The sequence below is a fragment of the Nocardia sp. NBC_01009 genome (genome assembly GCF_045208035.1).
GTDB lineage: Bacteria > Actinomycetota > Actinomycetes > Mycobacteriales > Mycobacteriaceae > Nocardia.
On sequence record NZ_CP108695.1, the window covers coordinates 122,022 to 134,491 of the forward strand.

The 12,470-nt window shown below is 65.6% G+C and carries 7 protein-coding genes; 1 reads left to right on the forward strand and 6 read right to left on the reverse strand.

Features of this window, described 5'->3' with window-relative positions; translation table 11 throughout:
- Positions 1-13: 13 nt before the first annotated feature.
- Positions 14-868 (reverse strand): helix-turn-helix transcriptional regulator, encoded by an 855-nt coding sequence (locus OHA42_RS00375; RefSeq protein WP_406233556.1) that lies wholly within the window; start codon positions 866-868, stop codon positions 14-16.
- 100 nt (positions 869-968) lie between these two features.
- Here OHA42_RS00375 and OHA42_RS00380 point away from each other — a divergent pair, with 100 nt between their 5' ends.
- On the forward strand, positions 969-1,979 hold the full coding sequence (locus tag OHA42_RS00380; protein WP_406233558.1) for an aldo/keto reductase: 1,011 nt from the start codon (positions 969-971) through the stop codon (positions 1,977-1,979).
- Between the two features lie 91 nt (positions 1,980-2,070).
- On the opposite strand, the gene OHA42_RS00385 is transcribed toward OHA42_RS00380, so the two are convergent.
- The 5 genes from OHA42_RS00385 to OHA42_RS00405 form a co-directional block, all read right to left on the reverse strand.
- Positions 2,071-2,541, reverse strand: a complete 471-nt coding sequence (locus OHA42_RS00385) for a PaaI family thioesterase (RefSeq protein WP_406233559.1) — start codon at positions 2,539-2,541, stop codon at positions 2,071-2,073.
- Between the two features lie 252 nt (positions 2,542-2,793).
- Entirely contained in the window at positions 2,794-6,747 is a 3,954-nt protein-coding gene (locus OHA42_RS00390; RefSeq protein WP_406233561.1) for a DNA-directed RNA polymerase subunit beta', read from the reverse strand.
- Between the two features lie 105 nt (positions 6,748-6,852).
- Positions 6,853-10,362 (reverse strand): DNA-directed RNA polymerase subunit beta, encoded by a 3,510-nt coding sequence (locus tag OHA42_RS00395; protein ID WP_328406556.1) that lies wholly within the window; start codon positions 10,360-10,362, stop codon positions 6,853-6,855.
- A 427-nt stretch (positions 10,363-10,789) separates the two neighbouring features.
- Positions 10,790-11,554 (reverse strand): hypothetical protein, encoded by a 765-nt coding sequence (locus OHA42_RS00400; RefSeq protein ID WP_406233563.1) that lies wholly within the window; start codon positions 11,552-11,554, stop codon positions 10,790-10,792.
- 12 nt (positions 11,555-11,566) lie between these two features.
- Positions 11,567-12,340 (reverse strand): hypothetical protein, encoded by a 774-nt coding sequence (locus tag OHA42_RS00405; RefSeq protein WP_406233565.1) that lies wholly within the window; start codon positions 12,338-12,340, stop codon positions 11,567-11,569.
- Positions 12,341-12,470 lie beyond the last annotated feature (130 nt).

Sequence of the window (12,470 nt, forward strand, 5' to 3'; positions counted from 1 at the left end):
CGACTCTGACGAGCTATCGGTGGTTGTCGCCGGACACCAGGGTCTGGGTTCCGATGACGCGCAACAGGTCCAGCTTGTCGGCAGCATCCGTGCCCGGGCGCGGCAAATAGACGAGCAACCGTTGGGCCGAGTTCGGCGTCAGCAGGGGTTCGCAGACGGTGTCGATCAGGCCGACCTGGGGATGCAGAATCCGCTTGGTGTCGGCAACCCGCACCGCCACTTCGTGTTCGTTCCACAGCCGCTCGAATTCCGCACTCGCGGCACGCAGTTTGCTCACGTACTCGGTGACGTCGGCATCGCCGGAGCGACGCGCCGCGGTAGCTCGCAGGTCGGCAACGTGACTGCGGCCCAACCGATCCCAGTCTTCCTCCGGAAAGATCGACCTGGACTGCGGCTCGGTGAACCAGCGCCACGAGTAGTACCGCTCCATGCCACGTCGATTTCCGTGGTCACCGACGAGCAACATGTGCATCCGATTCTGCACGAGCACCTCGCCGAGGTCGGTGACCACCGCGGCCGCGGTGTCGTCGAGCTTGGCCAGCACGTGCAGCAGGCCGGGGCCGACGTGCTTGTCACCCAGGTCGCCGCCGGGGGCCGCGTGGTCGCAGAGGTGGTAGAGGTGATCGCGCTCATCGCTGCTGAACCGCAATGCTCGCGCCAACGACGCCAGCACCTGGGTGGAGGGTCGCGGACCTCGCGACTGCTCGAGCCGGGTGTAGTAGTCGGTGGACATGCCCGCCAGCAACGCCACCTCGTCGCGGCGCAGCCCGGGGGTGCGGCGCCGGACGCCCGGCGGCAGGCCGACGTCGGGCGGCGTCAATTGCTCGCGGCGGCGGCGCAGGAAATCGGCCAGTTCGGATCGGTCCATGTCTCCACTGTCCCCGAACCCGACGCCGCGAGCCAGGGATCGCCGCTCCCCCGATAAGCGATCTCTGCCGCGGTCGCGGCCAGGGCGTCAGGCTGGTCCCATGACGACATCGAAGATCTCCACCACCCGGCTCGGCAGCACCGGACCGACTGTCAGCCGGATCGGCCTCGGCGCCATGGGCATGTCCGGCATGTACGGCGCCGCCGACGACGCCGAGTCGACCGCGACCATCCACGCCGCACTCGACTCCGGCGCCAACCTCATCGACACCGGCGACTTCTACGGCGCAGGCCACAACGAGATGCTGATCGGCAAGGCCATCGCCGGGCGTCCCCGCGAGGACGTGATACTCAGCGTGAAGTTCGGCGCGATGCGCGGTCCCGGCGGCACCTGGGACGGCTTCGACAGCCGCCCGGCCGCGGTGCGCAACTCCCTCGGCTACAGCCTGCAGCGCCTCGGCGTCGACTACGTCGACATCTACCGCCCCGCCCGCCTCGACCCGAACGTCCCGATCGAGGACACCATCGGCGCGATCGCCGAACTCATCGAGGCCGGCTATGTCCGCCACATCGGACTGTCCGAGGTCGGTGCGGACACCATCCGCCGGGCCGCCGCCGTGCATCCGATCGCGGATCTGCAGATCGAGTATTCGCTGATCTCCCGCGGCATCGAGGCCGAAATCCTGCCCGTTGCTCGCGAGCTCGGCATCGGCATCACCGCCTATGGCGTGCTGTCCCGTGGCCTGCTCAGCGACAGCGTGCGCCGGGAAACGACCTTCGCCGCCAACGACTTCCGCGCCCACAGCCCACGCTTCCAGGGCGAGAACTTCACCCAGAACCTGAACCTGGTCGATGCGCTGGCGAAAATCGCCGCGCAACAGGGTGTTTTGGTGGCGCAACTGGCCATCGCGTGGGTGTTGACCCGAGGCGAGGACATCGTCCCGGTGATCGGTGCTCGCCGCCGTGAGCGGTGGACCGAAACCGTGGGCGCGCTGGATGTGCAGCTCAGCGCAGAAGATCTGGCCGTCATCGAGGCGGCGGTGCCCGCCGATCAGATCGCGGGCGACCGCTACGCCACAGCACAGATGGCGCTACTCGACAGCGAGCGCTGAGGTGCTCGACACGAAGCGCTGAGTGCGAACATCGGGAGGATGCACGCACCGCTGGTGACGCACCCTCCCGATGGCTCGCACGAGCACCGTTCTATTGCCGCTTGGGGCGAATAACAGCGGTGAATGCCGCTGTGGCGACGACCTTTCCCGTGTCGTCGGCAATGCTCACCGGAACCTCCAGTTCGATCGCGACGCGGGCCGCGATGTCCGCTCGGACCTTGGCGAGGGTGTCGGCCGATACCTCAGAGGTCGCCAGAAACGGCCCCGCCGCGCCTTTCGCGCGCGCCAGATATTCGATCCGCCCGTCCCTGGCGACGATGAATGTTTCCCCCATCAGATCGACGATGCCGGAGATGGACGCCCCCATCGCCGCCGTCTCGGCCAGCCCGAACAACACCGCGGCATGCAGATCACCGTTGTGGTTGAAGTGCTCCGAGCGCGGCGCAATCGACACAACATTGCGGCCAGGACCGAACTCCACCCCTTCGATGCCGGTGTACTGGATGAAACCCAGCTTCTGAAACCCGGCCATCACCAGCTCGCCCATGGTTGCGCTGTCCATCGAATCTCCCACCAGCCTCAAACTGAAACGTGTTCTACTTTCATACCCCGAGGCGTTCGCGGTTGTCCATGCTTGGGAGACCACCTGGGCAAGCTCGATAGCGCACCGGTTCACGACACTGTCCGACTCCGCCTGCGATATCACATCGAAGGGCGAACCCAACCGTTCCTGGGCTGACGCCGGCTGGCCCGAACGCACATCGGCCCCCGCTCCAGCAGGAGCGGGGGCCGAATGCTGTTGCAGGCTACCGAATTACCGGTAGTCGCTGAAACCGTAATCGTCCAGCGGGACCGCGGCACCGGTGGTGGCGCCGAAGCTGTCCGGGCTGTAGTAGGTGTCGTCGTAGGACGGCACCGCGTACGCCGCGGCACGGGCTTCTTCGGTCGGCTGCACCGTGATGTTGCGGTAGCGGTTGATACCGGTACCGGCCGGGATCAGCTTGCCGATGATCACGTTTTCCTTGAGGCCGATGAGCTTGTCCGAGCGGCAGTTGATGGCCGCGTCGGTCAGGACTCGAGTGGTCTCCTGGAAGGATGCCGCCGACAGCCACGAATCGGTCGCGAGTGACGCCTTCGTGATACCCATCAGCACCGGGCGACCGGCCGCGGGCTCATTGCCCTCGGCGACGACGCGACGGTTGGAGGCCTCGAACTCGGAACGCTCGGTGAGCGAGCCGGGCAGGAACTCCGTGGCACCGGAATCGATGATCGTCACGCGACGCAGCATCTGGCGCACGATGACCTCGATGTGCTTGTCGTGGATCGACACACCCTGCGAGCGGTAGACCTCCTGGACCTCGTGGACCAGGTGGATCTGCACCTGACGGGGGCCCATCACGCGCAGCACCTCGTGCGGATCCGCCGCGCCTTCCAGCAGCTGCTGGCCGACCTCGACGTGGTCACCGTCCGAGAGCAGACGCTCGGTGCCGTCGTCGTGCTTGAAGACACGCAGACGCTGACGCTTCGAGAGCTTGTCGTAGACAACCTCTTCGCCACCATCATCCGGGATGATGGTGATCTTGTAGAAGCGATCGTCGTCTTCCATCCGCACGCGGCCGGAGACCTCGGCGATCGGAGCCTTGCCCTTGGGCACGCGGGCCTCGAACAGCTCCTGGACACGCGGCAGACCACCGGTGATGTCCTCGCCTGCGACACCACCCTGGTGGAAGGTACGCATGGTCAGCTGGGTACCGGGCTCACCGATGGACTGCGCGGCGACGATACCGACGGCCTCACCGATGTCGACCAGCTTGCCGGTCGCCATCGAGCGGCCGTAGCAGGTCGCACACACACCGGTGCCGGTGGTGCAGGTCAGCACGGAGCGGACCTTCACCTCGGTGATGCCGGCCTCCAGCAGCGCCTCGATGGCCGGGTCGCCGAGGTCGGCGCCCTTGGCGATGACGAGGTTGCCCTTGGCATCCACCGCGTCCGATGCCAGGGTGCGCGCATACGCGGAGGTCTCCACGTGCGCGTCCCGGATCAGCGAGCCGTCCGCCTGCTTCTCGGCGATCGTCACGATGATGCCGCGCTCGGTGCCACAGTCGTGCTCACGCACGATGACGTCCTGCGAGACGTCCACCAGACGACGGGTCAGGTACCCCGAGTCGGCGGTGCGCAGCGCGGTGTCGGCCAGACCCTTACGGGCACCGTGGGTGTTGATGAAGTACTCCAGAACCGTCAGGCCCTCACGGAAGGAGGACTTGATCGGCCGCGGGATGAACTCACCCTTCGGGTTGGTAACCAGGCCCTTCATACCGGCGAGGGTACGAGTCTGGGTGAAGTTACCGGTCGCGCCCGACTCGACGATCGTGATGATCGGGTTGTCCGGCGGGTAGTGCGCACGCAGCGCCGTACCGACCTCTTCGGTCGCTTCCTGCCAGATCTTGACCAGGGCGCTGTTGCGCTCGGTGTGATCGAGCGCGCCACGCTGGTACTTCTTCTCGATCTGATCGGCAAGCGCCTCGTAGCGCTCCATGATCTCGGCCTTCTCCGGCGGCACCAGCACGTCGGACATCGAGACCGTCACACCCGAACGCGTGGCCCAGTGGAAGCCCGCGTCCTTGAGCTTGTCGACGGTCTGCGCGACCACGATCATCGGGTAGCGCTCGGCCAGATCGTTGATGATCGTCGCCTGACGCTTCTTCGGCATCTGCTCGTTGATGAACGCGTAGTCCGCGGGCAGCAACTCGTTGAACAGCACCCGGCCCAGCGTGGTCTCGGCGAGCCACGCGTCACCGCGGTTCCAGCCCTCCGGGAACAGCTCCGCCTCGATGTCCTTCGGCGGGCGCTGCTCGGTGAGCCGCACCTTGATCAGCGAACGCACGGTCAGCTCATCACGGTCGACCGCCATCTGCGCCTCGGCAGGCGAGGAGTACACGCCCTGCTCGGAAGCGTCCTTGGAGGCCGGCTGGTAGGAACCCTTCGCGCCCTCGACGAGGCGAGTCAGGTAGTACAGGCCGGTCACCATGTCCAGACGCGGCATGGCCAGCGGACGACCCGAGGCGGGCGACAGGATGTTGTTCGAGGACAGCATCAGGATGCGGGCCTCGGCCTGCGCCTCCGCGGACAGCGGAAGGTGCACGGCCATCTGGTCACCGTCGAAGTCGGCGTTGAACGCTTCACAGACGAGCGGGTGCAGCTGGATCGCCTTACCCTCGACGAGCTGCGGCTCGAAGGCCTGGATGCCGAGGCGGTGCAGGGTGGGCGCACGGTTCAGCAGGACCGGGTGCTCGGCGATGACCTCTTCGAGGACATCCCACACCTGGGGACGCTGACGCTCGACCATCCGCTTGGCGGACTTGATGTTCTGCGCGTGGTTCAGGTCGACAAGACGCTTCATCACGAACGGCTTGAACAGCTCGAGCGCCATCAGCTTGGGCAGACCACACTGATGCAGCTTCAGCTGCGGACCGACGACGATGACCGAACGACCCGAGTAGTCGACGCGCTTGCCGAGCAGGTTCTGACGGAAACGCCCCTGCTTGCCCTTGAGCAGATCGCTCAGGGACTTGAGCGGGCGGTTACCCGGTCCGGTGACCGGACGGCCACGACGGCCGTTGTCGAACAGCGCGTCGACGGACTCCTGCAGCATCCGCTTCTCGTTGTTGACGATGATCTCGGGCGCGCCGAGGTCGATCAGTCGCTTGAGGCGGTTGTTGCGGTTGATCACGCGGCGGTACAGGTCGTTCAGGTCGGAGGTGGCGAAGCGGCCACCGTCGAGCTGAACCATCGGACGCAGCTCCGGCGGGATCACCGGGACAGCGTCGAGCACCATGCCCATCGGCGAGTTGCCGTTGGTCTGGAACGCCGCGACAACCTTGAGGCGCTTGAGCGCGCGCAACTTCTTCTGGCCCTTGCCACTGCGGATGGTCTCCCGCAGGCTTTCGGCCTCGGCGTTGATGTCGAAGTTCTCCATCAGCTTCTGGATGGACTCCGCACCCATGGCGCCGGTGAAGTACTCGCCGTAGCGGTCGACCAGCTCGCGGTAGAGCACCTCATCAACGATGAGCTGCTTGACCGACAGCTTGGTGAAGGTGGTCCAGATCTCCTCGAGCCGATCCAGCTCACGCTGGGCCCGATCGCGGAGCTGACGCATCTCGCGCTCGCCGCCGTCCTTGACCTTGCGGCGGACGTCGGACTTGGCGCCCTCGGCCTCGAGCTCGGCCAGGTCGGCCTCGAGCTTCTGGGCGCGGGCCTCCAGGTCGGCGTCGCGCTGGTCGGCGACCGCCTTCTTCTCGACCTCCATCTCGGCTTCGAGAGTGGAGAGCTCGTTGTGGCGCAGCTCGTCGTCGACGCCGACGATCACGTAGGCGGCGAAGTAGATGATCTTTTCCAGATCCTTCGGCGCCAGGTCGAGCAGGTAGCCCAGGCGCGAAGGCACGCCCTTGAAGTACCAGATGTGGGTGACGGGAGCGGCCAGCTCGATGTGGCCCATCCGCTCACGACGCACCTTGGCGCGAGTCACCTCGACGCCACAGCGCTCACAAATGATGCCCTTGAAGCGGACACGCTTGTACTTGCCGCAGTAGCACTCCCAGTCCCGGGTCGGACCGAAGATCTTCTCGCAGAAGAGCCCGTCCTTCTCCGGCTTGAGCGTGCGGTAGTTGATGGTCTCCGGCTTTTTCACTTCGCCGAAGGACCACTGCCGAATGTCTTCGGCGGTGGCCAGGCCGATCCGGAGTTCATCGAAGAAGTTGACGTCTAGCACGTAACTTCCTTTCCCCTATTCGGGTCGAATTCGAGCAAAAAGTTCACTAGTTGGTGGAACGCGGGGCCGAATGCCGTTCGAAGTGAACGGCATCCGGCCGACCGCCTAGTTCGCCAGGTCGTCGACGGTGGCTGCTTCGTTCCTGGACAGGTTGATGCCCAGGTTCGCCGCCGCGCGCTCCAGGTCCTCGTCGTCGCCGTCGCGCATCTCGATCGCGGCGCCGTCGGAAGACAGCACCTCGACGTTGAGGCATAGGGACTGGAGTTCCTTGAGGAGCACCTTGAACGACTCCGGGATGCCCGGCTCCGGAATGTTCTCGCCCTTGACGATCGCCTCGTAGACCTTCACGCGGCCGACGACGTCATCGGACTTGATGGTGAGCAGCTCCTGCAGCGTGTAGGCCGCGCCGTAGGCCTGCATGGCCCAGCACTCCATTTCGCCGAAGCGCTGACCACCGAACTGCGCCTTACCACCCAGCGGCTGCTGCGTGATCATCGAGTACGGGCCGGTCGAACGGGCGTGGATCTTGTCGTCGACCAAGTGGTGCAGCTTCAGGATGTACATGTAGCCGACCGCGACCGGGTACGGGAACGGCTCGCCGGAGCGGCCGTCGAACAGGGTCGACTTGCCGTTCTCGTCGACCATGCGCTCACCATCGCGGTTCGGCAGGGTCGAAGCGAGCAGACCGGTCAGCTCCTCTTCGCGGGCGCCGTCGAACACCGGGGTCGCGATGTTGGAGTCGGCAGGAGCCGCCAGCATCTCTTCCGGCAGCGCCTTGGCCCAATCCGGACGGTTCGTGCCGTCCGCGTCGGCCCCGACATCCCAGCCTGCCTTGCCGATCCACCCGAGGTGGGTCTCCAAGATCTGGCCGATGTTCATACGACGCGGCACACCGTGGGTGTTCAGGATGATGTCGACCGGGGTGCCATCAGGCATGAACGGCATGTCCTCGGTGGGGAGGATCTTGCCGATAACACCCTTGTTGCCGTGGCGACCGGCGAGCTTGTCGCCGTCCTGGATCTTGCGCTTCTGCGCCACGTACACGCGCACCAGCTCGTTGACACCGGGAGGCAGATCGTCGTCGTCCTCGCGCGAGAACACGCGGATGCCGATGACCTTGCCGGACTCACCGTGGGGCACCTTCAGCGAGGTGTCGCGCACCTCGCGTGCCTTCTCACCGAAGATCGCCCGCAGCAGCCGCTCCTCCGGGGTCAGCTCGGTTTCCCCCTTCGGGGTGACCTTGCCAACCAGGATGTCGCCGTCACGGACCTCGGCGCCGATGCGGATGATGCCGCGGTCGTCGAGATCAGCAAGCACCTCGTCGGACACATTCGGGATGTCCCGGGTGATCTCTTCGGCGCCCAGCTTGGTGTCGCGGGCGTCGATCTCGTGTTCTTCGATGTGGATCGAGGTGAGGACGTCCTCTTCCACGAGACGCTGCGACAGGATGATCGCGTCCTCGTAGTTGTGGCCTTCCCACGGCATGATCGCGACGAGCAGGTTCTTGCCCAGCGCCATCTCACCGTTCTCGGTGCACGGACCGTCGGCGAGCACATGCCCCTGCTCGACCCGCTGACCCTCGTCCACGATCGGCCGCTGGTTGGCACACGTGCCCTGGTTCGAGCGCGCGAACTTCCGCATCCGATAAGACTTGCGAGTGCCGTCGTCGGCCATCACGGTGATGTAATCGGCGGAGACTTCCTCGACGACACCGGACTTCTCGTTGACGACGACGTCGCCCGCGTCGACGGCGGCGCGCAACTCCATACCGGTGCCCACGATCGGGGACTCCGACCGGATCAGCGGCACGGCCTGACGCTGCATGTTCGCACCCATCAGGGCACGGTTGGCGTCATCGTGCTCGAGGAACGGGATCATCGCGGTCGCGACCGACACCATCTGACGCGGCGAGACGTCCATGTAATCGACCTCGGCGGCCGAAACGAACTCGACCTCTTCACCGAGACGACGGACCAGGACCTTGTCCTCGAGGAAGCGTCCCTCGGCGTCGACCGGCGAGTTGGCCTGCGCACGGATGTGCCGGTCCTCCTCGTCGGCGGTCAGGTACACGACGTCGTCGGTGACCTTGCCCTCGACGACCTTGCGGTACGGGGTCTCGATGAAACCGAACGGGTTGACCCGCGCGTACACCGACAGCGAACCGATCAGGCCGATGTTCGGGCCTTCCGGGGTCTCGATCGGACACATGCGGCCGTAGTGCGAGGAGTGGACGTCACGGACTTCCAGACCGGCGCGCTCACGGGACAGACCACCCGGGCCAAGGGCCGAAAGACGGCGCTTGTGGGTCAGACCCGACAGCGGGTTGTTCTGGTCCATGAACTGCGACAGCTGGGAGGTTCCGAAGAACTCCTTGATCGCGGCGACGACCGGGCGGATGTTGATCAGGGTCTGCGGCGTGATCGCCTCGACGTCCTGAGTCGTCATCCGCTCGCGGACCACGCGCTCCATGCGCGAGAGGCCGACCCGGATCTGGTTCTGGATCAGCTCGCCGACGGTGCGCAGGCGACGGTTGCCGAAGTGGTCGATGTCGTCGACCTCGACGGGAACCTCCGCGCCACCCGGCGCGGTCATCATCCGATCACCGGAGTGCAGGCGCACCAGGTACTCGATCGTGGTGACGATGTCTTCCTTGGTGAGGACCGACGCGGTGATCGGCTCGCCGAGGTGGATGCCCAGCTTCTTGTTGATCTTGTAGCGACCGACGCGTGCCAGGTCGTAGCGCTTCTCCTTGAAGAACAGGTTCTCCAGCAGGGTCTGCGCGGACTCCTTGGTCGGCGGCTCGCCCGGGCGCAGCTTGCGGTAGATGTCCAACAGCGCCTCGTCCTGACCGGCGGTGTTGTCCTTCTCCAGGGTCGACATCATGATCTCGGAGAAGCCGAAACGCTCGACGATCTCCTCGGTCGTCCAACCCAGCGCCTTCAGCAGCACGGTGACCGGCTGGCGACGCTTGCGGTCGATGCGGACGCCGACGGTGTCGCGCTTGTCGACGTCGAACTCCAACCACGCGCCACGGCTCGGAATGACGCGCACGCTGTGCAGGTCCTTTTCCGTGCTCTTGTCGACGCTGTTGTCGAAGTAGACACCCGGCGAACGCACCAGCTGCGAAACGACGACGCGCTCGGTGCCATTGATGATGAACGTGCCCTTGTCGGTCATCATCGGGAAATCACCCATGAAGACCGTCTGGCTCTTGATCTCACCGGTGTTGTTGTTGATGAACTCAGCGGTGACGAACAGCGGCGCCGCGTAGGTCATGTCCTTGTCTTTGCACTCGTCGATGGAGGCCTTGACCTCCTCGAAACGAGGATCGGAGAAAGACAGGGACATCGAGCCCGAGAAGTCCTCGATCGGCGAGAGCTCCTCGAGCACCTCCTCGAGACCCCCCGTTAGTCCGCCGTCACCGCGGAGCGCGGCCTTTTCACGCCATGAAGGCGAACCGATCAACCATGCAAATGAGTCCGTCTGTAGATCGAGAAGTCCGGGCACCTCCAAGGGTTCACGGATCTTCGCGAAAGACACCCTCAATGGGGCTCCGGGGATTCCGGCAAGTGCCTTGGTCTGGGTGGAGACTGCCAAGATGCGTCCTTCCAGCACCTCACGCGCGTCGCGTGGTGGTCCGCGACCGTCGCTTGTCTGCTACGAATTCCGCTGGTTACAACCCGAACGAAACCCGAACAGGCAACAGCGGAAGTAACACCGGAAGGGTGGAACTCACGTTTGCGAATCGAGGTATGGACAGGAGGCAGCCAGCGCAACGTCCAAACCTACACCTACATACGCCGAGGTGTCAAAGTACCACCAGAGCGAGCCTCCGCGTGGCGGCGCGCCGTGACCTATATGGCTGGCGCGCCGGGCCCGAATCGCTGGCTGCGTCGGGAGCCACGGGGCGCTTGGAGCCACTGTGACAGCTGCCGCTGTTGTGAATAGCGTGACGGGTCGGGCGAAACTCGTCAAGTGGCAGCGCCGACCAGGGGCGCACCGAGATCGCCTGCCGCGCTACAAGATCACCAGGTCGAGCGGCTCAATTGCGATCGACGATGTCGCTGGCCAGCCAACGTCCGTCCCTTTTTTGCATGCGCAAAACGATCGGACCGGAGGCACTTTCCTGCGCAACGCCGTCTTTGTTCGCGCTGACGACCATATTGACGAGCAGCTCGGCCTTGTCATCGGTGAGCAAGGTCACTCCGATCGGCTTGGCATCGACATCCGCGCTGGTCTGGGCCTGTTTGATCGCGGCGATATTGGTGTCGGCGTACTTGTCGAAGTCGGTCAGCATCTGCCCGGTGACAACCTGGTGCACCGCATCCTTGTAGCCGTCGAGCTTCTTCACGTCGTAGGCGAACACGGTGCGCAGCGCGTGCTCCGCGGCGGCGCTCACTTCTTCGGTGGCCTTGGTCTGCACGAACGCCTGGTTCGAATCGTCGACGCCGGGCCGGAAGGCCGCCAGCACCGCGAAACCGGCGAGCAGCATCGTGGCGACGACACCCGCAATGACGACCCCCCAGCCGGTGTTCGAGCGCCGCAGTGGCCGCCGAGCAGGCCGCTGCTCGCCGTCGTGCTGCGGCGGCGTGCCGGATTCGACCGCCTCGGTGTTGCCGGCGACTTTAGGACGGCGAGTCCTGGCGGTACGCGGCTCATCGACGACCCGGGTCTTGCCGGTCGGCCTGCGGTTCGGCGCGGCAGGCTCTGCGGTCCGCCGATTGCGCGCTCCCGTGCCTGCGACCGCCCGGTCGGCTGCAGCCCGATTCCTGGGCGTTACCCGGTTGACGGGTCGTTTGGATGCCATGAATCGGTCCTCCTACGAGCCGGGCTTGGTCGGGGGCGCGGGTGCGGGGGCACCGGGCGCTTGCGGCGCACCGGGCGTACTGCCAGGTTTCGGTGCGTCCAGCGGCACCGGCTGCCCGAGCGATTCCGCCTTCTCCGCCTTCCAGACCGCGCCCTCCTTGATCATGTTCAGCGTCCAGGACTGTCGGAAGCTGACCGGCGCGGTGTCGGGCACGCTGCGTGTCACCTGCAGCACCACCAGCGCCGATGCCCGGTCCCGCTCGGAGTTCAACGAGGTCAGCGCGGCACCGAGCACCTTCGACTCCAGCTTGGTCTTGGACTCCGAAGCCGTCGTCCGCAGCTGTTCCTGCCCCTTGGTTGCCTCGTCGAGCAATTGACCGGTCATCGAGGACTGGATCATTGCGATCGAGCCGTCCACATCGGCCGGGTTGATCGACATCAGATTGATCGCGGCCTGCCTGGCATCGGTGAGCGCGGCATCACGCGCCTCGGTGCGCGGACCGTCGGTGAAGAACACGGCACGCACCCAGCCCCCGCCGAACCAGGCCGCGGCGACCAGCGCGATCACCAGCGCGGCGGCGGCCACCACGGTGACGACGAACGGCGGCCGCCCCGCCGCGGTATCGGCGGGCACGGAATCGACCACACTCGCCGCCGGCTCCGCTGTGAACTGTTCAGCGGTCGGCAACTCGGCGGCGGCCTCCGTGGGGACAGCCGCCGTGGCGTCGGATTCCGTGAAATCGGGCTCGGTGGGTTCCGGCTGTTCCTTGGAAAGATCGGGACTCACGACTGCACCTCGCTGACGCTCGGTTCCGTCGTGCCCCGTGGCGCTGTGCCTATAGTTCGCTCGCTGCGCTCACTCACGACTGCACACCCTAACGTCAGTAATTATTGCGGCGACGCCGCGTCGGTCCTGG